This window comes from Nocardia sp. NPDC050378, from assembly GCF_040655675.1.
Lineage (GTDB): Bacteria > Actinomycetota > Actinomycetes > Mycobacteriales > Mycobacteriaceae > Nocardia > Nocardia coubleae.
On record NZ_JBFAKI010000005.1, the window covers coordinates 373,810 to 397,676 of the forward strand.

Sequence of the window (23,867 nt, forward strand, 5' to 3'; positions counted from 1 at the left end):
CCTGAGCGCGAATACTCCTGTCCGGCAACTTATCCACCGCGTTCGGACGGTGACTCGTCGTCCTCCCCTTCCGCCTGACTGGGCTGCGGGGTGAGGCGGTCGGGTGGCTGGATCATGTCCGGGTCGGCATCCGGGTCCTGGGTGGGGTCGTAGTGGTCACCGGACGGTTCCTTCGGCTCATGCATGGGGTCCTCCTTTCCTCTGCACACCGCCTACCCGGTGCGAAGGTGGGAAAACGGTCGGGCACCGGAGCCCAGGCCGCTGCGACTCGGGCGCCGCCCTTGACGACAGGCCCGATGGTGTCGGCCACGTCACACGGCCCGGAACCGGCCGCGATGCTCCGAGACGAGATAATGGCGCGGAAATGACCGAGACCATCGAGCCCCGAGGCGATGCCACCCGTGCACGCCTCCTAGAGGCAGCCATCGACGCGTTCGCCGAAAAAGGCTTCAACGGTACGACCACGCGCGATATCGCGTCCGCCGCCGGCATGAGCCCGGCAGCGGTGTATGTGCATCACAAGTCGAAAGAGGAACTGCTGTACGTGATCTCGCGGGCGGGGCACGAGCAGTCACTCGAGCTAATCCGCGCCGCCATCCGGTCGACCGACGACCCGACACTGGCCCTGCGCACCGTGGTCCATGACTTCGCGGCACACCATGTGCGCGGCCACACCAGGGCCCGGATCGTGAACTACGAACTGTCCGCGCTCACCCCCGAGCACTACGCGGAGATCCGGGGCCTGCGCCGCCGGATCGACCAGGAGATCCGCGACCTCGTCGAACGCGGAGTCGCCACCGGCGCGTTCGACGTGCCCGACGCGCGCATGGCCGCGGTCGCCCTGCTCTCCCTCGGCATCGACATCGCCCGCTGGTACCGCGACGGCGGCGACTGGAGCCCCGAGAACATCGCCGAGGGCTACGCGAACATGGCGTTGCGCATCGTCGGCGCGCGCTGAACCTCTCGGTCGACTGCCCGGTCGCCCCTCACGAACGCCTTCCTCGGGAGCATCACACGCAGGTGTTCGTCGTCGGGCAGCGTCACGAAAATGGTTTGCCTGCGAAACGAGGCCGACCGTGGTGGTCTCGCTCGGTCGGGCTCTCGAATCCCAGCGCCGGCAGGCGAACCTCGTCCGGCGTCATCCCGTGACGGCTCCCTGTGCCGCCGAACTGACCAGCTTGCGGTACTTGGCGAGGACACCGGAGGTGTATTTGGGGGCTGCGGGTTCCCAGCCGACCTTGCGGGCGGCGAGGTCGGCCGGGTCGATTTCCACGTCGAGGCGCCGGTTGGCGACATCGAGGACGATCGGGTCGCCGTCGCGGACGAACGCGATCGGACCGCCGTCGACGGCCTCCGGCGCGACGTGCCCGACGCACAAACCCGTTGTGCCGCCGGAGAATCGGCCGTCGGTGAGCAGCAGGACGTCCTTGCCGAGGCCCGCACCCTTGATCGCCCCGGTGATGGCGAGCATTTCGCGCATACCCGGCCCACCCTTGGGTCCTTCGTTGCGGATGACCACCACATCACCGGCCACGATGCTGCCGTTCTCCAGCGCGTCCATCGCGGCGCGTTCCCCGTCGAACACCCTTGCCGTCCCGGCGAACACATCGGAGTCGAAGCCCGCGCTCTTCACCACGGCCCCTTCGGGCGCCAGCGTGCCGTGCAGGATGGTGAGCCCGCCGGATCGGTGGATGGGACGGTCGAGCGGACGGATGACGTCGCCGTCGAGACCGAGCTCGATGTCGGCGAGGTTCTCGGCCATGGTCTTGCCGGTGACGGTCATGACGTCGCCGTGCAGCAGCCCCGCGTCGAGCAGCGCCTTCATCACGACGGGGATACCGCCCACCCGGTCCACATCGGTCATCACGTAGCGGCCGAACGGTTTCAGGTCGGCCAGATGTGGCACCTTGTCACCGACCCGGTTGAAGTCGGCGAGGGTGAGGTCCACCCCGGCCTCACGCGCGATCGCCAGCAGGTGCAGCACCGCGTTGGTCGACCCGCCGAGCGCCATGACCACGGTGATGGCGTTCTCGAAGGCAGGCATGGTCATGATGTCGCGCGCGGTGATCCCCTTGCGCAGCAGCTCGACGACGGCCTCCCCGGACCGGTGCGCGTAGACGTCGCGCCGGCGGTCGGGAGCGGGCGGCGCCGCCGACCCCGGCAGGCTCATGCCGAGCGCTTCGGCCGCCGAGGCCATCGTGTTGGCGGTGTACATGCCGCCGCACGCGCCTTCGCCCGGGCAGATCGCGCGCTCGATACGGTCGACCTCTTCGCGGCTGATGAGGCCCTTGATGCAGGCGCCGACGGCTTCGAAGGCGTCGATGATGGTGACGTCCTTACCGTCGAGGTTGCCCGGCAGCGTCGATCCCGCGTAGAGGAACACGCTGGCCAGGTCGAGCCGGGCCGCCGCCATCAGCATGCCGGGCAGGCTCTTGTCGCACCCGGCGAGCAGCACCGACCCGTCGAGGCGTTCGGCCATCATGACCGTCTCGACGGAATCCGCGATGATCTCGCGGCTGACCAGCGAGAAGTGCATGCCCTCATGACCCATCGAGATACCGTCGGACACCGAGATGGTCCCGAATTCGAGCGGGTACCCACCGCCCGCGTGCACGCCTTCCTTCACCGCGTCGGCCAGCCGGTCGAGCGACAGATTGCACGGGGTGATCTCGTTCCAGCTCGACGCCACCCCGATCTGGGGCTTCACCCAGTCCTCGTCCCCCATGCCGACCGCGCGGAGCATGCCGCGGGCGGCGGTCTTCTCGAGCCCGTCGGTGACATCGCGCGAGCGGGGCTTGATATCGAACGATGATTCGGTGTCGGATGCCATGGCCCAAGCCTACGACTCACCAGCGAAAACGCCGACGGCCCACCCGCGTGGAGGTCTCCGGCGGGACTACCGGACAGGTCAGCGCGGTGCGGGGCACTGACCTTCGTAGCGGCTGAGGCCGAGGCCGTTGCCGGATTTGCTGCGGCCGACGGGGCCGTTCTTGGCGGCGCGGACCCAGGTTCCCTCGGTATCGAGGACGGGCATACGTTCGCTGAAAGCCCGGCTGTACCTGGTGGTTCCGTCGACGGTGAGGATGCCGTCGCGGACGTCGATGTGGGCGACGGTCGCCCAGAAGGAGTTCTTGCCGTTGCCGATGACGACGGTGATCTGATCCGCGTCGGGACCGGGCAGTCCGTCGGGTCCGGGGCGTCCGTAGCGCACCCGGACTCGCGGGCGGCCGAAGGTATCGATGGCACCCGCACCGTTGTCGACGGACTGGTACACGTTGAGCAGCAGGTCACCGTTCTCGGTGGGACGCACGACCACCTGTTCGGTGGCGGGCATGCCACCGGCTCCGGGGCCCCGGCTGTCGCCCTGGTGGTGGATGTGCGGCCAGACGTTCAGATCGCCCTGGTGCCCCTTCTCACCGCTGACCACGACATAGTCGCCGGTGAGTTCGTTGCGGCAGAAGAAGTACACGTCCAGGTCGCCGGTGCCGAATTCGGTCGGCTTGCCGTTGGTGTCGTATTTCGCGCCGCGACCGTCCCATTCGAGGCCGACGGTGAGAACATGGCCCGCACCGCCCTTGCGAAGATCGATCGTGGCCCGCTTGTCCGGCGAATCCTTGGTGAGCACCACATCGACCTTGCGTAGATCGATGGTCGGGTTCTGCTGCGCCACAACAGGTTGCGGTGAGGTGAGCGCGGGCGCGGACTCCTCCACCGCCTCCTCGTCGACCGTGATCCCGTGCTCGGTCGCGAAGGCCGCCAGACCCGCGCTGTAGCCCTGGCCGATCGCGTCCAGCCGCCACCCACTCCCCCGCCGGTACAGTGCGACCGCCTGCAGGACGGTCTCGGAATCGAGTCCGGCGGGCGTGAAGCTCAGCGCCTGCCCACTACCGTTCACCGACACCCGCAGCCCCGCCACCTCACCGAACCGGATGCCCTGTGCCTCGGTACTTCCCGCGACGACTACCCGGTGGATATCGGCCGGAATCGCCGAAAGGTCGACGGAGACAACAGCATCCGATTCGAGCTGGACACCGGAAGCGGACGGGTTGTTGAAGAAGACGAAGTCGGCGTCGGAGCGCACTGTCCCGTCGGCGGTCACCAGGACCGCGGACACGTCGACCGCGCCCGCGGGACCGTCGAGATCCAGGCGGACGGTGTAGCGTCCGTCGATGAGATCGGTCTTCGATCCCTTCGCCACTTCGACCACCGTCGCACTCATGACGTCCGCTCCTCCACTCGCCGGTCGTCGCCGTCGACGGCGAACAGTCCAACCGTACCGGTCCGCGGCGCCGCGCTGTCCTTTTCACCAGCTACTCCGACCTCACCGTTGGCTCCGGTCACAAGATGTCGCCGCATCGCTGGCAGGCGCGCGGTCGCTGACGTTCACTGATCGATATGGACGTCCGTGAGCTCATCGACCGCAAGTCGGGTCGCCGGGTCTCGGTGGTTGTCCCCGCCCTGGACGACGAGGACACCGTGGCCGGGGTCGTGGCGTCGGTGCGACCACTGCTCGGTGGTCTGATCGACGAACTGATCGTGCTCGACGCCGGCTCGACCGATCGCACCGTCGCCCGGGCGCGGGCGGCGGGCGCGGCCGCCTACACCCTCGAAGAGGCGATGCCGGGAGTGCCGCCCAGGCCCGGCAAAGGCGAGGTGGTGTGGCGGTCGCTCGCAGTGGCCACCGGCGACCTGCTGGTCTACCTCGACGCCGACCTCGTGGCACCTGATCCGCTGTTCGTGCCTGCCCTGCTGACCCCACTGCTCACCGAACCCGGCATCACGCTGGTGAAGGGCTTCTACCGGCGGCCGATCACCACCGGCACGCAACTGGACGCCGACGGCGGCGGCCGCGTCACCCAGCTGGTCGCGCGACCCCTGCTCACCGCGCTGGCACCCGCCCTGGCCGAGATCGTGCAACCCCTGGGCGGCGAATACGCCGTCACCCGGGCCTTCCTCGGCGATGTCCCCCTGGCGGGCGGATACGGCGCCGAGATCGGGATCCTGCTCGACTGCTGGCAACGCCACGGCCTGTCCGCCATCGCCCAGGTCGACCTCGGCGTCCGTGTGCACCGCAACCGCCCGACCCACGAACTGGCGGTGATGAGCCGTCAGGTGGTCGCCACCCTGCTCGACCGCCTCGGCATCCGCGACTCCGGCATCGGTCTGGTCCAGTTCCTGCCCTGCGAAACGGGCTGGCGCCGCACACCTTCGGAGGTCAGTCTGGTCGACCGCCCGCCCATGCGACGGGTCGTCACCGCGCACCGCGAGATCGCCTGAACCCGGACACAACTGTGCCCCGATCGACGAATCGACCGGGGCACAGGCGATTACGCCGCGACCAACCCGAAGTCGAGCTTCACCAGCTGATCGGCGCAGTCGAAGTACCGGTCGTCGTGGGTGATCACGATGACGGTCTTGCCGCGCTGTTTCAGATCGGTGAGGATCTCCCGGTAGAACACCTCACGGAACCTGGGCTCCTGATCGGCGGCCCACTCGTCGAACACATAGATCTGCCGGTCCTCGAGCAGAGCGGTGAGCAGTGCCAGACGTTTGCGCTGCCCCTGGGACAGGTCGACGGTCGACAGGCGCCCGCCCTCCACACTCACCTTGTGCGCGATCTGCAGCTCCTCCAGGTATCGCCGCACCTCGGCATCGATTCCCGGCCGGTCGAAGCCCAGATAGTCCTCGAACAGATGGAAATCGGTGAACACCGCCGACGAGTTCTGCCGGAACCATTCGATGTTGTCGTGGTCGATCCTCTCCCCGTTGAGCGACAACGACCCCGTGCGCGGCACATACAGACCGGTGATGATCTTGGCGAGCGTCGACTTCCCGCTGCCGTTTCCGCCTACGATGAAGGTGATCTGGCCCGGCTCGAAGACCAGGTCGATCGGCCCGAGCCGGAAGCCGCCCTCACCGGGCTCGTCGAGGCCGGGCGGCGGACCCAAGGGCACCGGCCGCACATCGGTGGCGCCGTGGTCGACCCAGTTCTTGCCGTTCACATCGGGACCGGCCGAGGGCCGCGCGCCGGGATGCGCCGGATGCGGACCACCGGGATGCCCGTTGCCCCCGCGCGGCGGAACACCGGGGCGCGGCGGATGCGTCGGCATCCCGCCCGGGTGTGTGCCGGGCGGCGGTGGCACCGGCGACGGCGCCTCGGAGCGGTACACGTAGGTCACGTCCGACAATTCGAGCTTGGCCTGTCCCACCGGCGGACGCTCGACGTAGGGCAGTTCGTCCTCGTTGTGCATCGTCGTCATCGACAGGTTCATCGCCCGGATCTTGGCCAGCGCCACGTCACCGCGCAGCAGATCGGGAATGCGGTGCATGAAGTTCTGCATCGGCATCGCGAGGAACGTGGTGACCAGCACGTACCCGAACATCGTCTCGCGCGGCAGATCCAGCGCCGCGGCGAGGACGAACAGGATCAGCGCCATGGTGGCCAGCTGCAACGCCTGACCGAAACCCTGTGCGAAGGAGAACTTCGACCCGGCATCGGTGTTCTGGTCGCGCAAGGTGCCCGCCGAACCGAGCAGATGCCGGTCCATGAAATCGCGGCGGCGACCACGGTGGAGTTTGAGTTCCTTGATACCGAGCGTGACGGCCTGGAAGGAGCGCAGCAGTGCGTCCTCGTTCTCCCGAGCCTCACGGTAGATCCCGCGCACCCGCTTGAGAACCATTTCGACACAGGCGATCCCGACCAGCGTACCGGCCACGGTGACGGCGAAGATCGGCCCCGACACCACTGCCAGGAACACGAAGCAACCCACGATGGTCGCCACGTCGACGCAGATCGCCGGAATGGCGGTGACCGCCTGCGACAGCGAACGCACGTCCTCGGTGAGCGTCGCCATCAGACGATGCATACCGAGCCGTTCCAGGTGTTCCAACGGAGCGGCGACGATCCCGGAGCTCAGATCGCTGCGCAACCGGTAGATGGCGTCCTGCGACAGCCGGATCAGCAGCACCTGCGAGAGCACGCCACTGACCAGGATCACCAGGCCGGTCAGCACGAACCGGGCGATCAGGTCGTCCGGGGGCGGTTTCGGCGACACCGCCGCGTTGATCAACGTCACCAGATAGGTGTTGGCGGCGCCACAGATCAGGCCCGCGACCACCACGGCCGCGATCCTGGCCGGCGACAGCGCGGCGAGAAAACGGAGCAATTGCATGATGGACTCTCAGCTGCGGATGACATCGAACACGATGCCCTCGAGGGTGACACCGGGCGCGAACGAGAACGCCACGCCGGTGGAAATCGGTGCCGCCGAATCGGATTCGCGGATCATGCGCTCGAGCACGAAGATCAGCGACACACTCAGCATGTTGCCGTGCTCGGCGAGCACGGCCCAGCTGGGCGCGGCCGATTCCGGCGCGATACCGAGCGAACGCGCCGACTCCTCGATGATGCGCGGACCACCCGGGTGGATCGCCCAGAGGTCGACATCGGCCTTGCCGAGCCCGTTGCGGGCCAGCACCTGCGACACCACCGGATCGACGCCACGGTAGATGTAGTCGGGCAAGCTCGCCGCGAGCTCGCAGGTGATGCCCGCGTCCTTCACACCGAGCACGATGCCGTCCTCGGCGTCGTCGAACAGGTGGCTGAAGCTGTCGCGGATCACGACGCTGCCGGGCGCCAGCGGCTGATGCACCTGATTGGCGCCGATCACCACCGCACCGCACCCGTCGCCGAAGAGGCTGTGGGTGATCACGTCGTTGACGTCGTCGTCGAAAACCGCGTTGACCGAACTCAATTCGATGCACAGCACCATCGACTTCTTGTCCGGATGTGCCCGCACGAAGTCGACGGCGGTCCGGATGCCGTTCATCGCGGCGGCGCAGCCCATGAAGTTCACGATCATCCGGTTGACCGTCGGCGAGAGGCCGAGTTCCTTGACGACCGCGACATCGACGCCCGGGGCGATGAATCCGGTGCTGGTCACGAAGATCAGCTGACCGATCTCCTCGGCCGGGTTCGCCAAACCGGCCACCGCCCGGCGGGCCACGTCCACCGCGAGCGGTGCGGCGTGCTCGAAGAACAGATTCATTCGCTCCCGGATGGTGCCGGGGCGCCTGCTGAACTCGAGGAAATCGGGAGCGAGTGGATCGATCGCCAGATGTCGGGTGTCGATCCGCGTCTTCTCGTAGATCCGTGGAATGCGCTGGCGCTGCACGGGATCGGAGAACAGCTCCGCGACCCGTCCGGCGTTGACGGCCTGCTCGACCACCCGCTGCGGCGAACCGGTGGCCACGGCCTCGATCACCCCGACGGTGGTCGGTGGCGTGGGCGGTAGCAGGTCGTGCCCGCGATCGACGTCGGCCGTCTTCAGCGGACCGCGTGGTCGACGCACACCTTCATCAATGGAAACAGACACGGGCACAATTCCTTTCGAGACAGTGGTAACGGGCAGCGGCCGGGTCAGACGGTTCCGATGCCGGTGAAGCCCTGCACCGTGTAGGTGACGCAGGTCTTCAGCGCTGTGGGTGCGCAGTGTTCGCGCACCAGTCCCCACCGGTTCTGCTTGGCCTCGTCCGAGGGCGCGAGCAGGTAGGTCCGGCACAGCTTGGGGAGACGATCACCGAAGAAGCTCTTGGCGGGCAGCCATTCCACCCCGAACTTCGCGGCTTCCTCACGCACCACGTCCTCGGTGGCGATATTGGCGAAACCGCTGCGCTGGAACGGCAGAACGTGATGGACGCGATGCGAGCTCAAGCCCGCCGACAGGAAGCAGTCGACGTACTTGTTGCCCACTACGGTCAGGTCGTAGGCCTGCTCGAGCTGGTTGACACCCCAGTCCTCGGTCTCGGTGTGCAGTTCCTCGGTCGGCACCTCGAAGTCGTGGCTGGCGACGACCATGAAGGTGCTGATCCACAGGGTGATCACGAATTGCAGTGTCCAGGCGAGCAAGTCGCCCGCGACGGCGAAGGCGACGAACTCGGCGACCAGCAGGAACCGCATGCCGAACGATCCGATGAAGTGCGGCAGCGCACCACGCCAGGTGCCGTACATGTCCTTGATGCCGACCTTGCGAGTAAGTCGGCAGACATCGAGCAGGCGAATGATCATGCCTGTCAACAGATGCCCGAATTTGTGCACGGTGTGGATCGGCACCCGGTACAGGCGGGGGACCTGCATCATCATGGTGAAGACGTTCTTCTTGATGTCGACTTCACTCTGGGTGTGCGGGTGGTGCAGCAGGGCGTGGCCGTCGGCGGTGACGAAAGACAGTGCGACATAGTTCATGTCGAAGGCGTTCACCGCGTACTTGTTCCAGCCCTTCTGCGCACGATGGATCGCGTAGTGGCCGAAGCCGGCCAGCGAACTGCGCAGCAGCACCATCGCGATCACGAAGACCGGCAGCGGCATCCAGCTGGTGTCGTAGAGCCGAAGGCCCTGCACCGCGAAGTAGGCGAAGATCAGGAACGCGACCACGATGTCGAACGCGCGATCCATGCGCTTCAACCGCGCGGCCAGCTCCGGTTCCTTGATCCGGGCCTTCACCGCGTGCAGCAGGTCGTTCTTGTCGTCGAACTTGTACTTCGGGGTGTCGTCCCAGCTGTTGAAACCCTCTTTGAAGAGGAAGTCCGGGGCATTGTTCTTCGGGTGGATGTCCTCGGGCGTGGCATTACGATTGAGGCTGTAACGCTCGATCATTCGCGCGATTTTTTCCGGATCACGATGGTAGGAACCGATGATCGAGGTGATGTCGCGGTTTTTCGTTCGGCCGATGAAGAATTCACCGCCCGGATGCTTGGAGATCCACTCGCTCAGGTCGTAGGCTTTGCCGTTATACACCCACACGTTGTTGACGGGCGGTCGCCCTCCGGGGCCGGGTGGTGGCGGGAGCTCGCGCTCCTGTTCATCAGGTCGATCATCGATCGTCATCAGTGCTTCCTTCGTGTCCGAACGGCGGTCGATGCGTGTGCCTGCCGACCAGCGTCCCGACACGTATAGTCCTTGCGGCGCCTTGCATCTCGCTGAAAGTTCTCTTATGGGCCGACCCAACGACACACCGGTCCGGGTCGGCGGAGCGGCACGGTGTGCCGGATTCCGCGATCCCGGACCGGTGTGGGCTGTCGGGTGCGTGTGCGGGTGAGGATCAGCCCGCGGGCTTGACGATGTTCACCGGCTTGGCCCAGTTCGACAGGCCGACGGTGACCTCGCCCTGGTCCTTCTTCACCACGGCTTGAACCAGATTCGGGCCCTCACCGGTGGAGGCGGCCTCCGAGGGCTTGGTCGAATCCGAGGCGGGCGGGGCGACGTCCTGGATCCACACGGTGATCGGCATGGTGCCGGCGTTCTGGCCGATGCGGGGCACAATGGGGTCGATCACCGCGGCGTCGATGGTGCCGCTGACCTTGACGGTGTTGATGCCGTCGATGACCTCGCGGGCCTCGGCCTTGGGGTTCTGGATGTTGGCGATCACGTTCGCGATGCCCTTGTCCTTGTCCAGGATGACGCCCGGGTCGTAGACCTTCTCGGCCGGACCGGCGGGCACGTAGCGACCGCTGACCTCGGTGTAGAGAACCTTGTCCACCACAAGGAATTTCGCCTCGGTGAACGGGTCCTCGGGCTTGATCTTGACCTTCGCCTCACCCATCGCGGCGCCCGTGCCCTGGGTCTCGTTGGTGACGTCGGCCGAGACGGTTTCCACCGGCAGGTCGGGCAGGTTCTTCACGTCGATGTCCAGGTGGACGGTGCGCAGGGTCTGGGTGGTCTTGGCCGACTCCTTCACGATCTGCGCGCCGTCGGGCAGTGCGCCGGTCGGCGGAGCCGCGGTGGTGGTCGAGTCGTCGGTCGAGCAGCCGGTGACGAGGGCGGCGCACAGTGCGGCGGCCGCGACGACCGCGGTCACGGCGGACCGGCGACGCGGGGTGCGGTGCGGTGTGATGTCGATCAAGGTTCATCCCCTGGAGATGGTCGTAATTCGCTTGGTGAGGCAGCCGAAGCTGCCGTCGCCTGCGACATACTAAGCAGACCATCGGACATCTCGCGCTCCCCCGCGGTGATCGTACCCGAGGATTGCATTTTCGTGACTTATCTAGCTGTGCTAACGATTTCGGGCCGGCGCGGCATCACTGGAGCACCAGGCGGAACCCGAATACTCCTGCGATCTGTTACCGATCAGTTCTCGGCAGCGGTGAGGTGTCGGCGACGGTTTGCTTTCGCTCGCCGGACCCGACGCGACGTGGCATCATCTTCGGCCGGATGCCGCGAGGCGAATCACCGCCCCGCTTCCGCCGCGACGCCGCGAGGTCGATGACATCGGCCTCGTGTGCGGGGCTACCGTCGCTCGGATGCTGCGGCTCTACGTCGGCCGACCACGTTCCGGTCTCGGCTTGTAACTCCGCGCGGGTGACCGGGCGGGTGGGCGCCGGGTCGTAGACGGGCGGTGAGTACCAGGGCCGGCGGCGCGGATCGTTGACATCCTGCGGACTGTGTCGCGGCCGTCTGGGCAGCCGGACGACTTTCGCCGCCTCGCGTTCGCTCGAACCGGAGTTGCCCTCGGTGCCCTTCACATCTTCCTACTTCCGACGCAGCCGCTCACCCGCGGCACATCGCCCGCATCCCTCACCGGCGACGCCCCGAGCCTACCTCGTCACGGATGGCAAGCTCGCGCTCGCGTCTCGAACAAGGCACGTGTTTCCGCACGTCGGCGCATTACCCCGCACAGCTCTCCCGGTGGGTGTCGAGCCGTCGCCCGCGTTCCCCCTCCGGCGTTGCCAGCAGCACGGACTGTTTCGCCTCCGATTCCGTGTCCGCCGGTGTGACGACCTGAGTCCAGGGTCCGTCGATGTCCGGCAGCAACATATTCGCCCCACCTGGCCCATCATCGCCACCAACGTCGACGCGCCGCCCGCGCCGGCCTCGACATCGAACACCAACTCACCCACGCCGCTGACACCCGACCACTCCCGACGACGCCAGGACGCGACACCGAGCTCGGCATCGATTGGTGACACACACGACGGAAGCGACCACGCCGGGACATGCCCAGCACGGATGTCTGCTGCATACGGCCGGTCAGCTGGGTGCGAAGCCGCCCAGTTCGAAACTCATGGTCATTGCCATGAGCGACCCGCCAATCACTGCTGCGGTGATCGCGTAACCGATCCCAGCACGGCGAGTGGTCGACCACAATGCCAGCATCGGTCCGGGAACGAGCATGGTGGTGAAGACGAACATCCAGGTCAGCCAGTAGGCGGGATGCACGTCCGGTGGGCGTTCTCGTAGGTGGCTCGGGACAGCCGAAAGTTCGGGGACGTCGAGGTATCGCCGGAGGCAAATGACAGCCGGGACGAGCACGAACACCGCGAGCACAAATCCTGCACCGACACCCCACCACGCGCTCAACGGTCGCCGTGGGACGGTTTTGTCGGTGGCGGACATGGTCGGGGTCCTCTGGTCTGGCCGGGTGATGGGCCCATCGTGCCGTACGCCCCGCCATCTGGATCGAGGTGGCGGGGGCCAACGGCTCAGGGGATCAGCGGATACCGGACCACGAAAGGACCGACGACGAGCCCAGCACCAGGAACGGTTTGGCGATTCCCAGCTACTCAATTGCGGGTTCCGTTCCCTTTCTCCACACGCGTCATGTTGGACCAGTCCATCCCCAACAGCGCTCGCATTCACTCCGCCCTGCTCGGCGGCAAGGACTACTACCCCGTCGATGACGTGATCGCCGGAAGACTTGCGGGCAACAAGATCACGCCCGCGATCACCGAATCCCGCCGATTCGCCCGCCGCGCCGTCTCCCATCTCCTGAACCACCACCAGATCGCCCAGTTCGCCGAACTCGGGTGCGGGTTCCCACACACCCCGAATATCCACGACATCGCAGAAGAGCACACCAGCAGCGCGCGCACGCTCTACATCGACAACGACCAGCTCGCGGCCAGCCACGCCCTTGCCCTGATGGCGGGGCACCGCGCCCGCACGGCCGAAGTCGACCTCACCGACACCGTCGCCGTAGTCGAGGCCGTTGCCGCGACCTTCGACATGTCGGCGCCGATAGCGTGGATACTTTCCGGCACTGCCGAACTCAACGATCACGCGCCGTTGACCCACGCGCTACCGCCCCCGACATGGCTGGTGCTCACCCACATCACCGCCGATGTTTTCGGCCATGACATCACCTCGGCCGCGCAGGCCCTACGCGCAGTCGGGATCGCTTACCACTCGTGAACCGTACAACGGCCCATCGCGCTCGATCACAGTCCGGGGCCTTCGATGCCCAGCTCGAGTCCCTTCGATGGACTCTCCCGGGACCGTGACTTCGGTTCTAGCTCCAGCTCACGAGCCAACTCCTTCTGTTTCTCGGTCTGCTCTCGCAACGCTTCCTTCGATCGCTGCACGCCGAGATCAGGTTGCCCCTTGAAGGTCAATTGGATGGCTTGGAGTGCGGTCAGTTCCTTGCCGTCGAACACCCCGCGGAGCTGTTTTGCGACGGCAGCCTCTTGGCTGTGCTGGTCCACCCACCGCTGCTCTCCGTCGATCTCGACGACGAGCGCATGAGCCTTTTCGTCGGCACGGACCATCCCGCGGGCGATGGCGTCAACCACTTTCGAATCCACACCGGTCTCGAGAAGGCGCTGCGCATCCAACCGCATCGACTCCGCAGCCGACTTCACGTTGTCTCTGTAGTTCGAATCCTGTAACCGGTCGCCGGTGACCCGTTGCCCCTGCTCAAGCGCGACCTGCTCCAACCGTTGGTTGTGGGCTTCGACCATGCGGACCATCAGCTCGCGGTTTTCACGCTCTCGAACCTGCCGCGCCTCAACTGCTTTCGCTTGCTCAATCTCCTTCACCTCGCGTTCCTGCAGCTTCTCCTCTGCCGCCGCAACAGCCTCCGCTACCGACCTCCCCGGTTGCTCGGCCTGCTGAGCCAGCACCAACCCCGCCAGCTCACGATGCCGGGGTGTTGGCATCGGCAGATACTCCAGCATCTCAATCTGTTTCGCCTCCAAACCCTGGCTCGCGATCACACCATGCATCTGCTGCATCATGGCCGCCAGCTCCGGATCCATCCCCGGCTCCACAGCGAGACCCAACCCCTTCGCAGGCGGCGCCAAGGTACGGGCTTCCTTCACCGCGGCGATCACGACTTCCCGGTCGACCTTCTCGAGGAGCTTCAACAACTGCTGCTCACGCTCCGCGCGTTGCTGAGCTTGAACTCGTTCAACGATTTGCGCCTCTTTCAGGCGCAATTGGGCGGCTTCGCGGGCGATCTTGTCCTGCTCACGGGTGACCTGCTTGTCGACCTCGATCAGCGACGCCAGCTCGATCTGTGCGCCCGCGAAGACTTCCAGGTCAATCGGCCGGCCCTGCTCCTTCGCCTTCTCTATCTCCCGAACGAAACCCTCGAGCGCGCGCGGCGCTGTCTTCAATTCCGGTGCGTTGCGGAGCTTCTCGACCAAATGGCCGAGCTTGAGCGTCAACTGCTTCTCGACAACCGGCCGCCCAGCTTCCACCGCCCGCTCGAACTGCGGCTCCGACAACTCCACAACCACAAACCGGCCGGGAAAATCCTTCTCGAGCCGCCGCGCCTCCTTCATCACCTCCGGGTGCGGAGGCCGCTCGGCGCGGATGACGTACTCGCTGCGGTCCTTCGTCCGCCTGCTCGCCAACAGATAGCGTTCTTTGGCGAGCTGTTTCAGGCCGTCCTTCTGGTTGACCGAACCGGCCTTGAACTCAGTCGTCGTGCGAACGAGTTGCTGGCCAACACGCTCACTGACCATCGCAGCGTCGTGTCGACGTAACCCCAGCGGAGTCGGGCGCTCAACCTCGTGCCGCCAACCAGCTTGCGTGGTGCGGCCCTGCAGCTTCTGGTACCCGTAGGCGAGCATGTCGTGCAACAGCTTCTGGTCACCGAATTGCTCGACTTGACGCTGCCAATGCTGCGGCGAACGAATCTGGCTGGTCTGCGTCGCGGCCTCGGCAAGCTTGGCCTCGACGTAGGCGCGGTGCCCCGCGTCACCAGCCTCGGTCAGACCTCGGTCCGTGCGGGGGACGATGTCACGCCCGTCATCCGCAGCGTTGGGGCCGGTCACGACCGACCCCAACGAGCAGGTTTAACCGGTGAGCACGGTGTGGGTGCGGGTCCAGTCCGCGAGAATCCTCGATTGCTCAGCCAACCAGCCGGGTCGCCGGTCAAAGATGATGTCGCGGATAGACTCTCCGGGATCGAACCAGAACTCGTGGCCTGGCAGTTCCAGAGCAGGCCCGATCGGGTTGCCCTCGAGGATTTTGACCCACACCCACTTACCTGGGCCGAAACTGTGTAGGTAGGTGTGCCCGATGCCGCGGGCGCACAGTGCGAGGTACGCCATCTCCTCGTCGGTGGCGGTGGGGCCAGGGTTCGGAAAGCGGGCCATCGCGGCGTCTTCGATCGCGGCGAGACCGGGCACCGTCCACGGGTCGTCCAGTTCGGCCAGGGCCGGGACCAAGATGACGAGCTGGGCGAGATCTTCCGGCTCTCGGTCCAGCCACGCCCGGAACTCCGGCGAACGCTGTTGTTTCGCCAGGCGGCGTAGTTCGATTTCTGAGTAGGGTCGGTCTTCGCCCACGGGGTGAACCTTTCGCGAGTGGTGGCGAGGTCGGTTCGTGCTTGGATCATCGTATCCACCGGGATTGTGTTCGGGGATAGAGGCAGCAACCCCCGAGCCAGGGGTGGGATAGGTCTCGGGGGCCACTATCACCCCGGCATTCGTGTGACGGAAGCACCGGGGGAGCTGCGGGACGGGCTACTGCACGTCGCCCGAGCCGTTCACGGCGTGCAGCCCGCTATCGCGGGGGCTCTTGCCGTACAAACCCTCGAAACCCTGGAACTGGGCACCGCCGCTGGCATTGGAGTTGCCGCAGTGTGCGAGGGACCTAGTCACTTCGTCTCCATGTGTAGTGTGGTGCCGCTTTGGGCGCCGAACGGCGACGGGATTTGTCGCGCGAACGTTTGTTTGTCTGCAACCGTGATGACGTCGCAAACCGCGATCAGGTCAGCCGGGACGGTGCAACCGTCGAAATGACGGGCGGACAGGGTGAACACTGCGTCCGCCTTGGAGACGCGAGCGATGGCTTTCAGGTATTCGATGGGTTCAGGGGTGTGCTCGTCAGCCGGAACGATCTCCTTCAGGGCGTACCCCCACTGGCGGGCCAGGCGCTCGATCGCCGCCTTATGCAGGTCGAACGAGTCGCCCGATACATCGGCACGGAGGTAGCCGATCGCGATCCCGTCGGGCACGGCCTCACTGGTCACAGCACAGTGCCGATCGCCTGCCCAGCCTTCGACGGCCGCCACCTCGTACCCGCGGCGCCCGGTTGCGCACAGGCGAGACCCATGTCGGCGAGCTGCCCGAGGTACTCCTCGGTGCGTGCCGTGTTGTGCCCCAACCGTCCAGCGAGGTCAGCGGCGGTCACCGGTTTCGTGCCCGCTGCCGTGCACAGACTCTGCAATATCCAGTTCTGACACCGGGTCAACGTCATCACGTCACGACCTGGTGGGCGCGAGCATCCAACACCATGCGCTTCAGTTCGACCAGGGTGGTGCGGGCACGGCGACGGCACCGACACGTCGCTACATCGCATTCCAAATGCACCTGCATCGCACGATGAGCCTGTGCGGCAGTCAACTCGCCAGGATCGACCGTGCAAATAAGCAGTGACGGATCTGAACTTGAACGAAAAGTTATGCGGTCGGCCAGCATTGGACCACCTAGAGTGAGAGGTAGCAGATTGGAACGCGGGCGACGTCAGTGATGACGGTCGAACTGACGTCGCCTGCACTTCCAACCCTGGCGTGACACGAGTCCACCCGGAAGTCCACGTAAGTACGCGCGGAACCTGTTCCGGTACACGCTCGGTACACGCTGGTACATGAACCCTTTTCCTCAGGTGCAGGAGTCGACTATGAAGAAGTGGACCGGAGCCGACGCGGCCGATCTACGCACCGCATTGGACCTGTCACACGAACGGTTCGCTGTCCGCGCGCGCATCCACATCAATACCGCCAAAAAATGGTGCAAACGCGGCGAAACGATAACGCTCAGCCCTGAACACGCTGACCAGATGAACGTTGTGCTTGCCTCCGCGACCCCAGCAGAGCGGGCACTGTTCAACGAACTACAAACCCGGCGGGCGGTCGCGCCAGGCGCACTCGAGGTCGACCCTGATCCGGCGATCTGGAAGTCGTCGTGCGAGGACATCGCCGACGACCTCGCACGGAAGGACCTCCTCGTGGATCGCCGCGAAGCCACGACAACCCTGTTCGGGGTCGTCGTCGGCACCTACCTGCTCGAACCACTCGAACGCTGGTTGCGGCGACAACGCGGCACCAACACTCCCGCGCCGATCATCACCGGCAGCGGCACTCAAGAACTCGACGAACTCGAAAACGCCGCCCGCCTGTTCCGGGAATGGGACGACAAGTTCGGTGGCGGGCTGCGTCGCAAAGCTGTCGTCGGCCAGCTCTCAGAAGTGAACGACATGATCGCCGCGTCCACCAACCAGGCAGTTCGTCAACGCCTCGGCCACATTCGGGCACTGCTCGCCGAAACCGCAGCCACTATGTCCTGGGACTCCGGTGACCAGCACACCGCGCAGGGCTATTACATGCTGTCGATCCGATCCGCACGAGAAGCTGGCGATGCAGCCCTGTTCGCCAACGGGTTGGCTGGGCTCGCCCGTCAAATGCTCACGCTCGAACCCGAAGGCCACGGCGTCGACCGAATCACCTACACGCATGCCCGCGCGAATGACGCCCTGGAGCTGGTCCGTCTTGCGCAGGATCTTGTGGGCGGCTCGATCACACCAACTACCCGTGCGCTCCTGCACACCCGGGAAGCATGGGCTTTCGCCAAACTCGGCCGCCCAACCGCGTTCCATCGAGCCGCCGACAACGCCCGCGCCGCGTTCACCGATGCCCGCCCCGTCGACGACCCTTACTGGTTGCAGTACTTCGACGCCGCCGAACTGTCTGGAACCCTCGGCAGGCGCCTTCTCGAACTTGCCCGAACCGAATCCGCTATCGCCGACGAAGCTGCCGAAGCGATTACCGCCGCGATCTCCCAACGCCGCCCCGAGCGCTGGCGCTCAAGCGCGCTCGACCGACTCGGCATCGCTGAAGCCCGCCTTATCCAAGGCGAATACGCAGAAGCGAAACGCCTTGGTGAGGCCGCCGTCAACGACGTCGGCAAAACCAGCTCGCATCGCGTGCAAGCAAAGGTCGCTGAGGTTTACCGACGGGCCGAGGAATCTAGCGCCAGCCGCCCTGCCAGAGAACTGCTCGACGTGCTGCACCCACTCTTGCCGTCCCCGGCATGATGAGGACATGAGGATCAGCGTCACTGGACACATGAACATCACCCCAGCTACGGCCGAGCTCGTGCGCACTGCTATCGCAGAGTTGATCACGGACACACCGGATCTGGTTGGCATGTCCTGCATCGCGCGCGGCGCCGACAGTGTGTTCGCAACTGCGGTCCTCGACGCCGGCGGGCAGCTGGAAGTGATACTGCCGTCGCGGGACTATCGCCAGACGAAGGTGAAGCCCGATCACGCCGAACAGTTCGACGCGTTGATTGCGCGTGCAACGAACGTGCGGGTGATGGATTTCGACACTGCGGGCCACGAAGCGTACGAGGCGGCGAATGCCGCTCTACTGGAGGCTGATCGAATGATCGCAGTATGGGACGGGCAAGACGCACAGCGTGCAGGGACCGGCACAGTGGTCGCCCTTGCACGACAGCTCGGTGTGCCGGTGGACATCGTGTGGCCGAGTGGTGCCGAACGAGGCTAGTGCCACGCCGTCCGGGCGTGGTCGCATGCTGCGCTGATCGGCGGCCAGTAGATGACGGCGTCGCATTGTTGGCACGCCCAGGTGCGGTGCAGCCGGTCGGGAACGGCTATGCAGGCCACGGTGCCGACGAGGACTTGGTCCGGCCCGAGGGGGTGCCCGCTGGGGCAGGCGGCAGGAGCCGGGCGTGCCCAACCTCCGCGCACCGCGTACAGCCGGTCCGGATTGAGCCCGACGGTACGCCCCAATCGCCACAACATCGAACGCATGTTCGAATGCTACGACTCAATACGGCATATCGTGTAGATGCTCGGGCAGTGGACGCTCGGATTCGGCGGGATCAGGTCGTCCAACTCTGACACGAACGGAGTGTGTCGAGATCAGCCCGAATTGCCGGGAACTGTTCTGTGGGGCGCCGCGTCTATCCGTGCATCATCGGACAGCGGTGTCGGGCATGAGCCGATCTCGATGACCAGGCCGGTCTGTTGGCGAGCATGGTCGTGGCGGTCGCGGTCCTGTCCGAAACAACGCCACCGGCCGCGCGTCGAGGCAGCGCACGCATCGGCAGTTGAGCGCGTTTGTCGGGTGGTGCCGCTACCCTCGGGAACGCGCGGTGGCGGCGACAGCGGATGTTCGACGTGCTACATGCCGCCGTGCAGCGCCTGCCAAACCTACGACGATTACGGTCTTGGCCCGGCGCCTCCGTGCGCCATCACCGATGGTCTGGGGACTGCGCTGCGCGTATCGCGGCTGCGACGGATGAGGCATGGAGATCGACCACCACGTCTTTGCCGTCGCAGCGGCCACGTTCGGAGACTGCCAACCCGATCAGGGCAAGCTCCGCAGCGCGGTCTCGTAAGGCGTATTGGTCGGGGGTTTCCTCGCCGATCTCGCCGGTTTCGTCTCGATTCCAGGCGGCCACGGCTGCCTCGGCCAACTCGAGGGGCAAACGAACGGAGACCAGCTGAACCCGAGGGGCGATCCATTCGCCAATAGCGGCAAGCACTTTCGAATCGTCGAGGTACCTGGTGTCCGACTCTTGCTCGGTCATGAATGGGAGCGTATGCAGCTGATCCGCAGCGTGTCCAACTATCCATTATCCGCCGCAGCCACGGCTCCGGCTCGGGCCACGTCGTCATCGTCGACCGCGTCCGTCTCTGTGCGAGGCGATGTCCAGGGATCGCCGCACCATGGTCGGCGCAGAGGAAGCACCCCAAACGCTCACCAAATCCGCTGCGGCAGCGGCGCTCTCGGTGAGTGCCGCTGCCGTTCTCGCGGCACCGCCCGCCGCCGACCCGGTTACCTGGGGCGCCATTTCCTTCAGCGTGTGGGGCAACGTCTACGCGTTTTCGATCAACCACCCGACGTAAGCCGACGCCATTCGAGCCGCCGACCGAGCGTGCAAGGGTCAAGGCATCATCGACTGCCGAATGATGGTTACGTTCGCGAACGGCTGCGGTGCCGTCGTGACGAGTCCACTCGCGAACGTCGCAGGGTTCCCGATCGTGGGCTTCGGTAAGGGGGCGACCCCGGGAGAGGCATACGCAGACGCCACCCGCAAACCTTCCCACCGGCACCGGAAGCGTCGGCTCGTTCAATCACGAACATGCCTGCACTCAGCCATGATCTAGTTCCAGCACGGTCCTCGGCAAGAGCGATACTCGGGCGCTGAGGTCCTGTAGCAGTGTGATCCGGCGTGGGCGTGCACTATTCGCTTCTAACGACGGGAACCGCCCAAATCAGCCGAAAGTGCGCATCCACACCGGGTCCACTCCCGGCCGGTTCGAACAGCGCGCCCAGCGGCAGTACAGGACATTTCGTTCGGCGGTCTCAGCAGACAAAACTGGTCGCTTGGCTCCGATCGCTGATCGATACTCTGTTCATGACAAAGAAGACTGGCCAGAGCTGCGACCACACCGCTCCGGCCGACCGATCCCTGCTGTCAGCGGCGGCCGGCGCTGCGCTTCTGCTCGAGAAAACGATGTCGGTCCCCGATCACGCCGTCAGCATCGAGCTCAACCCTGTCATTGCGTTGGATGGTGAGCTCTTCATTCGCCGTACGCCGCTGCGGGATCGCATGCTCCGCGTCATAGAAGATCCGGTTCTCAACACTGTGGTGATAAGGTCGGTTTCGCGCTGGCCAGAGCACTTGCGGAGCGCTGTCCGTCGGATGTCCCCACCGCAAGGACCGTCCGCCCAGGGCGGCGCGCTGGACGCACTGATTGACGATTACGTCCGCGCCGTCGAGAGCTTGCTCGGCACCATCCGATTCGCGGCCCAAGTGGAGATCCGACCGGACGGCTACTACGCCAATATCTGGGATGATTTCGTCTTGGTCTCCCGTACGCACGTGGCGCGTCTGTCCTTGAGCGCCGCCGATTGACGACTGTCGACCGGGTCCGGGTCGGTTGCCCAGGCAACCGACACCATGCACGGAAACCCGTGCATTCAGCACAGGACGCGTGGTCAGTAGAGTTCGACTTCCCAGGCCTGAAGGTCTACTTCTCCCGGCGGGAGTTCGCCTTTGCAGTACTTGTAGAGCCACAGTGCAGCGCGGCGTTCGGCGTACTTCTCGTTGAGGGGCTCACCTTGGTCATCGAACTCGAGAACGTTGGCGAAGATGGCGAAGCAGATCTCCATTTGCGAAGGTGAGTTCTTCAACTCGTCCCAATAATTTATCCCGTCAAGCATCGGGTGACCGACCGACCCACGGGCCACCCATCCCGCAAAACGGCGAAGCGCTCCCGATGCGCCGTTGCTCAGCCGATCCGACATGCACGGAGGGTATCAACGTCATTGGTCGCGGGCGTCCAATATTCGGCAGGTGCGTACGTTCGGACTCAGGCGTCCTGTAATCCGAAGTGCCAGAGGATCATCGACGGGACGCCTACGTTCGCGGCTCGACCTGCTTCCGGTGCGAGACAGTCGAGCGGCCAAGGCCAGGCCTTTCAGGGGCCCGGGTCAGCGGTTCGGTCGACGAGCGGTGAGGCAACGACAGGCTCGTCGCAGCGCCGGACGGCAAATCCCTGACCACCGCGGCTCACAGGTAATCGCCGGTGCGATGGTGGTACGACCGCATCCGCCCGGCTCCCCCGTCCGATAGGCGAATGGCGGGAATCCGGCTACGTGCGAGCTGTTCGGGATGGACATCCGCGATCACCAGGTGGCCACCTGGCCGCAGCATCCGAGCGAACTCGTTGAAGCTGGTGCCGGGTCCGGCACGTGCGTGAGGGCGAGCGAGCAGACCACTACCTCGACTTCGCCAGTCGCGACAGGCAGGGCCTGCAGCTCCCCGTATCGGAAGGTAGCTTGTGTCAGACGGTTCCGCGCCTGCGCCAGCCTTTCCGACGAACTGTCGACGCCGATCACCTGATGCCCACAGTCGAGCAGCGTCGCCGCGCCCCTTCCTGTACCGCACCCGGCGTCGAGCGTGATGCCCGGTCGCAGTGTACTCGCGACCGCGCGGACGATCTCTTCATCGAAATCGAATGCCGAATTGTCAGGCTTGTCGTAGGTCGCGGGCCAATGCCATTGCCCTCAAGAGGATGCGCCGGTCTTGGTGCATCGCCTGCACTGCTGTCGCGCCGCCGAGGGGAATGACCGCACATGGCGACCTTGGATAGGTCGAGTACGTCGGCGAGGTGTGCGGTATCGGATGGTCTCCGGCGTCGGGATTGTCACCAGCGGCGATGTCTGCCAAGGTGTGTCGAGAACGAACCGTGTATCCGCAACACGGATCGGCAGCGCGGTCGTTACCTGGGCTTGGATTTCGTCGGGGTCGGCGGCCGTCGGCAAGATGCTGCGGGCGATCCGGCCGTCGGGAAACTTCGTCGCGAATGTCTCGTAGGTGTGGTTCAGTGCGGACGACGTAACCGGGGCTGGCGAGATCTTCAGCTTGGGCGGTACTCAATTCGCGGGACAGACCGATACCGGGTGAGTAGAGCACAATCGGACGAGACCCGTCAGACATGTCCGCGGGTGAGTCGAGGGGCCGCGGATGGGGGCGAGAGTCCAAGTGTCGTACGAGGGTACGCCCGCGGCCGCAAGACCCTCCGCGTAGATCCGGGCGACGTCGGTATCCAGCCAAGGACGATCCCGGAGGTTGGGCTAACCGGCGCGTAGTTTCGTCGCGAATTCCGGCAGCATGGCCAGCAGTTCGGGTTCGGTTGACCCGTCGCCGTGCTCGCGGTAGATGGCGCCGATGTCGAGGAGTATCCGTTCGGGGCCGAGAAGATCCGGGCTACGGGCGAAGTCGAAGCCGGCAGCAGCTTCCAACACGGACCGGCCCATGCGATGGCAGTTGTTTGCGTAGTCGCGAAGGCGTTGCAGGTATTCACGGAACGTGCGCACATAGTCGGGCCCGACAATCGGGCCATGACCGGGCACGACGGTATGAACATCCAGCTCCAGTATCGTTGTGCACGCCGCGATCCATCCCTCGACCGGACCGGAGTGGATCACCGGGTGAATGCCGGCGAACAGCAAGTCACCGGCGAACAGGACTCCCGCGTCCGGGACGTGAACCATTACGTCGCCGTGGGTGTGTGCCGGACCTGCCTCGAGCAGGTGCACGCTGCGTCGGCCTACCGCGATTTCGAGCTCACTGCTGAACACCCGGGTGGGCAGGGTCGGCATGATGCCGGTGAAGTCGAATCCGGCCATGATCGGCGCCATCCACTCGCGCAATCCGGGCGGCAGGCTGTCATCGCCAAGCAAGGACAGGAAACGGTTTTCGCTCATGTGATGTGCTGCGGCATGGGAGGCGACGATCTCTGCGCCGGTCACGAGCTGATTGCCCCACCAATGATCAGGATCGTCGTGCGTGTTCACCAGTGTGCCGATCCGCACGCCGGGCAGGGCGTCGGCGACGGAGTCCAGCAGGTGTTCGGTCTGCGCCAGCGTGAACAAGGTGTCGATCAGCAAGGCCTCCTGGCCGTCGGCCACGACCCCGGCGTTGCTCAGTCCCCACGAGCCGTCGGGCTCGAGGTAGGCGAATACGTCCGCATTCAGTCGATGGAGCCCGCGAACGAATGGAATTGCCACGATATCCCCCAAGATGGTCTGTAGCCTAAGTTTAGG

The 23,867-nt window shown here is 65.4% G+C and carries 27 protein-coding genes; 8 read left to right on the forward strand and 19 right to left on the reverse strand.

The genetic code is table 11. From position 1 onward, the window contains the following. Positions 1–29: 29 nt before the first annotated feature. Positions 30–185 (reverse strand): hypothetical protein, encoded by a 156-nt coding sequence (locus AB0I35_RS14530; RefSeq protein WP_357396361.1) that lies wholly within the window; start codon positions 183–185, stop codon positions 30–32. Positions 186–364: 179 nt separating this feature from the next. Here AB0I35_RS14530 and AB0I35_RS14535 point away from each other — a divergent pair, with 179 nt between their 5' ends. Next, positions 365–958, forward strand: a complete 594-nt coding sequence (locus AB0I35_RS14535) for a TetR/AcrR family transcriptional regulator (protein ID WP_357396362.1) — start codon at positions 365–367, stop codon at positions 956–958. Positions 959–1,138: 180 nt separating this feature from the next. Here the strand turns inward: AB0I35_RS14535 and ilvD are convergent, their stop codons facing one another. Then, a complete protein-coding gene (gene ilvD / locus AB0I35_RS14540; protein WP_357396363.1) occupies positions 1,139–2,830 on the reverse strand; it encodes a dihydroxy-acid dehydratase in 1,692 nt (563 codons plus the stop codon). A gap of 78 nt (positions 2,831–2,908) precedes the next feature. Beyond that, a complete protein-coding gene (locus AB0I35_RS14545) occupies positions 2,909–4,219 on the reverse strand; it encodes a TerD family protein (RefSeq protein WP_357396364.1) in 1,311 nt (436 codons plus the stop codon). A 176-nt stretch (positions 4,220–4,395) separates the two neighbouring features. On the opposite strand from AB0I35_RS14545, the gene AB0I35_RS14550 reads away from it, so the two are divergent. Then, the gene (locus AB0I35_RS14550) at positions 4,396–5,277 is read left to right on the forward strand and encodes a glucosyl-3-phosphoglycerate synthase (protein WP_357396365.1); all 882 of its coding nucleotides are present in this window, start codon (positions 4,396–4,398) and stop codon (positions 5,275–5,277) included. A gap of 50 nt (positions 5,278–5,327) precedes the next feature. Here AB0I35_RS14550 and AB0I35_RS14555 read toward each other — a convergent pair whose 3' ends face one another. From AB0I35_RS14555 to AB0I35_RS14580, 6 genes are all read right to left on the reverse strand, one after another. Then, positions 5,328–7,172, reverse strand: a complete 1,845-nt coding sequence (locus tag AB0I35_RS14555) for an ATP-binding cassette domain-containing protein (protein WP_357396366.1) — start codon at positions 7,170–7,172, stop codon at positions 5,328–5,330. A 9-nt stretch (positions 7,173–7,181) separates the two neighbouring features. Continuing rightward, a complete protein-coding gene (locus tag AB0I35_RS14560; RefSeq protein WP_357396534.1) occupies positions 7,182–8,330 on the reverse strand; it encodes a 3-oxoacyl-[acyl-carrier-protein] synthase III C-terminal domain-containing protein in 1,149 nt (382 codons plus the stop codon). 89 nt (positions 8,331–8,419) lie between these two features. After that, positions 8,420–9,886, reverse strand: coding sequence for a fatty acid desaturase (locus AB0I35_RS14565; protein WP_357396367.1), 1,467 nt, complete (start codon positions 9,884–9,886; stop codon positions 8,420–8,422). A gap of 214 nt (positions 9,887–10,100) precedes the next feature. Continuing rightward, a complete protein-coding gene (locus tag AB0I35_RS14570; protein ID WP_357396535.1) occupies positions 10,101–10,892 on the reverse strand; it encodes an LppX_LprAFG lipoprotein in 792 nt (263 codons plus the stop codon). A 226-nt stretch (positions 10,893–11,118) separates the two neighbouring features. Beyond that, on the reverse strand, positions 11,119–11,520 hold the full coding sequence (locus tag AB0I35_RS14575) for a hypothetical protein (protein ID WP_357396368.1): 402 nt from the start codon (positions 11,518–11,520) through the stop codon (positions 11,119–11,121). A 505-nt stretch (positions 11,521–12,025) separates the two neighbouring features. Continuing rightward, entirely contained in the window at positions 12,026–12,391 is a 366-nt protein-coding gene (locus tag AB0I35_RS14580; RefSeq protein WP_357396369.1) for a hypothetical protein, read from the reverse strand. Between the two features lie 204 nt (positions 12,392–12,595). Here AB0I35_RS14580 and AB0I35_RS14585 point away from each other — a divergent pair, with 204 nt between their 5' ends. Beyond that, positions 12,596–13,186 carry an SAM-dependent methyltransferase gene (locus tag AB0I35_RS14585; RefSeq protein ID WP_357396370.1) on the forward strand — a complete coding sequence of 197 codons (591 nt, stop codon included), beginning with the start codon at positions 12,596–12,598 and terminating at the stop codon, positions 13,184–13,186. Positions 13,187–13,212: 26 nt separating this feature from the next. Here AB0I35_RS14585 and AB0I35_RS14590 read toward each other — a convergent pair whose 3' ends face one another. The 5 genes from AB0I35_RS14590 to AB0I35_RS14610 form a co-directional block, all read right to left on the reverse strand. Beyond that, positions 13,213–15,051 (reverse strand): hypothetical protein, encoded by a 1,839-nt coding sequence (locus AB0I35_RS14590; RefSeq protein WP_357396371.1) that lies wholly within the window; start codon positions 15,049–15,051, stop codon positions 13,213–13,215. A gap of 21 nt (positions 15,052–15,072) precedes the next feature. Then, complete coding sequence (locus AB0I35_RS14595) at positions 15,073–15,567, reverse strand: hypothetical protein (protein ID WP_357396372.1); 495 nt, start codon at positions 15,565–15,567, stop codon at positions 15,073–15,075. Between the two features lie 177 nt (positions 15,568–15,744). Continuing rightward, the gene (locus tag AB0I35_RS14600; protein WP_357396373.1) at positions 15,745–15,882 is read right to left on the reverse strand and encodes a hypothetical protein; all 138 of its coding nucleotides are present in this window, start codon (positions 15,880–15,882) and stop codon (positions 15,745–15,747) included. Continuing rightward, a complete protein-coding gene (locus AB0I35_RS14605; protein ID WP_357396374.1) occupies positions 15,879–16,253 on the reverse strand; it encodes a hypothetical protein in 375 nt (124 codons plus the stop codon). The genes AB0I35_RS14600 and AB0I35_RS14605 overlap by 4 nt, the downstream gene beginning before the upstream one ends. Then, on the reverse strand, positions 16,250–16,480 hold the full coding sequence (locus AB0I35_RS14610) for a hypothetical protein (RefSeq protein WP_357396375.1): 231 nt from the start codon (positions 16,478–16,480) through the stop codon (positions 16,250–16,252). The genes AB0I35_RS14605 and AB0I35_RS14610 overlap by 4 nt, the downstream gene beginning before the upstream one ends. Positions 16,481–16,903: 423 nt before the next feature. Here AB0I35_RS14610 and AB0I35_RS14615 point away from each other — a divergent pair, with 423 nt between their 5' ends. Both AB0I35_RS14615 and AB0I35_RS14620 read left to right on the forward strand, forming a co-directional pair. After that, complete coding sequence (locus AB0I35_RS14615) at positions 16,904–18,316, forward strand: hypothetical protein (RefSeq protein ID WP_357396376.1); 1,413 nt, start codon at positions 16,904–16,906, stop codon at positions 18,314–18,316. 7 nt (positions 18,317–18,323) lie between these two features. After that, the gene (locus AB0I35_RS14620; RefSeq protein ID WP_357396377.1) at positions 18,324–18,791 is read left to right on the forward strand and encodes a hypothetical protein; all 468 of its coding nucleotides are present in this window, start codon (positions 18,324–18,326) and stop codon (positions 18,789–18,791) included. On the opposite strand, the gene AB0I35_RS14625 is transcribed toward AB0I35_RS14620, so the two are convergent. Both AB0I35_RS14625 and AB0I35_RS14630 read right to left on the reverse strand, forming a co-directional pair. Further along, a complete protein-coding gene (locus tag AB0I35_RS14625) occupies positions 18,788–19,057 on the reverse strand; it encodes a hypothetical protein (RefSeq protein WP_357396378.1) in 270 nt (89 codons plus the stop codon). The genes AB0I35_RS14620 and AB0I35_RS14625 overlap by 4 nt on opposite strands. A gap of 443 nt (positions 19,058–19,500) precedes the next feature. After that, complete coding sequence (locus tag AB0I35_RS14630) at positions 19,501–19,839, reverse strand: hypothetical protein (RefSeq protein ID WP_357396379.1); 339 nt, start codon at positions 19,837–19,839, stop codon at positions 19,501–19,503. 118 nt (positions 19,840–19,957) lie between these two features. Here AB0I35_RS14630 and AB0I35_RS14635 point away from each other — a divergent pair, with 118 nt between their 5' ends. From AB0I35_RS14635 to AB0I35_RS14645, 3 genes are all read left to right on the forward strand, one after another. Next, a complete protein-coding gene (locus tag AB0I35_RS14635; protein ID WP_357396380.1) occupies positions 19,958–20,158 on the forward strand; it encodes a hypothetical protein in 201 nt (66 codons plus the stop codon). 63 nt (positions 20,159–20,221) lie between these two features. Then, complete coding sequence (locus AB0I35_RS14640) at positions 20,222–20,419, forward strand: hypothetical protein (protein ID WP_357396536.1); 198 nt, start codon at positions 20,222–20,224, stop codon at positions 20,417–20,419. Between the two features lie 251 nt (positions 20,420–20,670). After that, on the forward strand, positions 20,671–21,171 hold the full coding sequence (locus tag AB0I35_RS14645; RefSeq protein ID WP_357396381.1) for a hypothetical protein: 501 nt from the start codon (positions 20,671–20,673) through the stop codon (positions 21,169–21,171). A gap of 83 nt (positions 21,172–21,254) precedes the next feature. On the opposite strand, the gene AB0I35_RS14650 is transcribed toward AB0I35_RS14645, so the two are convergent. The 3 genes from AB0I35_RS14650 to AB0I35_RS14660 all read right to left on the reverse strand — a co-directional run bounded on the left by AB0I35_RS14650 (position 21,255) and on the right by AB0I35_RS14660 (position 23,831). Then, on the reverse strand, positions 21,255–21,563 hold the full coding sequence (locus tag AB0I35_RS14650; RefSeq protein WP_356982974.1) for a hypothetical protein: 309 nt from the start codon (positions 21,561–21,563) through the stop codon (positions 21,255–21,257). A 381-nt stretch (positions 21,564–21,944) separates the two neighbouring features. Continuing rightward, positions 21,945–22,259, reverse strand: coding sequence for a class I SAM-dependent methyltransferase (locus tag AB0I35_RS14655; RefSeq protein WP_357396537.1), 315 nt, complete (start codon positions 22,257–22,259; stop codon positions 21,945–21,947). A gap of 636 nt (positions 22,260–22,895) precedes the next feature. After that, positions 22,896–23,831: an MBL fold metallo-hydrolase gene (locus tag AB0I35_RS14660; protein WP_357396383.1), complete on the reverse strand. Its 936-nt coding sequence runs from the start codon at positions 23,829–23,831 to the stop codon at positions 22,896–22,898. Positions 23,832–23,867 lie beyond the last annotated feature (36 nt).

Coding starts and splice junctions, on each gene's coding strand:
- AB0I35_RS14620 (WP_357396377.1), top strand. CDS start 18,324: ATGAGGATCAGCGTCACTGGACACATGAACATCACCCCAGCTACGGCC.
- AB0I35_RS14550 (WP_357396365.1), top strand. CDS start 4,396: ATGGACGTCCGTGAGCTCATCGACCGCAAGTCGGGTCGCCGGGTCTCG.
- AB0I35_RS14650 (WP_356982974.1), bottom strand. CDS start 21,563: ATGTCGGATCGGCTGAGCAACGGCGCATCGGGAGCGCTTCGCCGTTTT.
- AB0I35_RS14555 (WP_357396366.1), bottom strand. CDS start 7,172: ATGCAATTGCTCCGTTTTCTCGCCGCGCTGTCGCCGGCCAGGATCGCG.
- AB0I35_RS14615 (WP_357396376.1), top strand. CDS start 16,904: ATGAAGAAGTGGACCGGAGCCGACGCGGCCGATCTACGCACCGCATTG.
- AB0I35_RS14625 (WP_357396378.1), bottom strand. CDS start 19,057: ATGCGTTCGATGTTGTGGCGATTGGGGCGTACCGTCGGGCTCAATCCG.
- AB0I35_RS14645 (WP_357396381.1), top strand. CDS start 20,671: ATGACAAAGAAGACTGGCCAGAGCTGCGACCACACCGCTCCGGCCGAC.
- AB0I35_RS14545 (WP_357396364.1), bottom strand. CDS start 4,219: ATGAGTGCGACGGTGGTCGAAGTGGCGAAGGGATCGAAGACCGATCTC.
- ilvD (WP_357396363.1), bottom strand. CDS start 2,830: ATGGCATCCGACACCGAATCATCGTTCGATATCAAGCCCCGCTCGCGC.
- AB0I35_RS14635 (WP_357396380.1), top strand. CDS start 19,958: ATGTCCAGGGATCGCCGCACCATGGTCGGCGCAGAGGAAGCACCCCAA.
- AB0I35_RS14565 (WP_357396367.1), bottom strand. CDS start 9,886: ATGACGATCGATGATCGACCTGATGAACAGGAGCGCGAGCTCCCGCCA.
- AB0I35_RS14610 (WP_357396375.1), bottom strand. CDS start 16,480: ATGACGTTGACCCGGTGTCAGAACTGGATATTGCAGAGTCTGTGCACG.
- AB0I35_RS14640 (WP_357396536.1), top strand. CDS start 20,222: ATGGTTACGTTCGCGAACGGCTGCGGTGCCGTCGTGACGAGTCCACTC.
- AB0I35_RS14535 (WP_357396362.1), top strand. CDS start 365: ATGACCGAGACCATCGAGCCCCGAGGCGATGCCACCCGTGCACGCCTC.
- AB0I35_RS14585 (WP_357396370.1), top strand. CDS start 12,596: ATGTTGGACCAGTCCATCCCCAACAGCGCTCGCATTCACTCCGCCCTG.
- AB0I35_RS14630 (WP_357396379.1), bottom strand. CDS start 19,839: ATGACCGAGCAAGAGTCGGACACCAGGTACCTCGACGATTCGAAAGTG.
- AB0I35_RS14580 (WP_357396369.1), bottom strand. CDS start 12,391: ATGTCCGCCACCGACAAAACCGTCCCACGGCGACCGTTGAGCGCGTGG.
- AB0I35_RS14530 (WP_357396361.1), bottom strand. CDS start 185: ATGCATGAGCCGAAGGAACCGTCCGGTGACCACTACGACCCCACCCAG.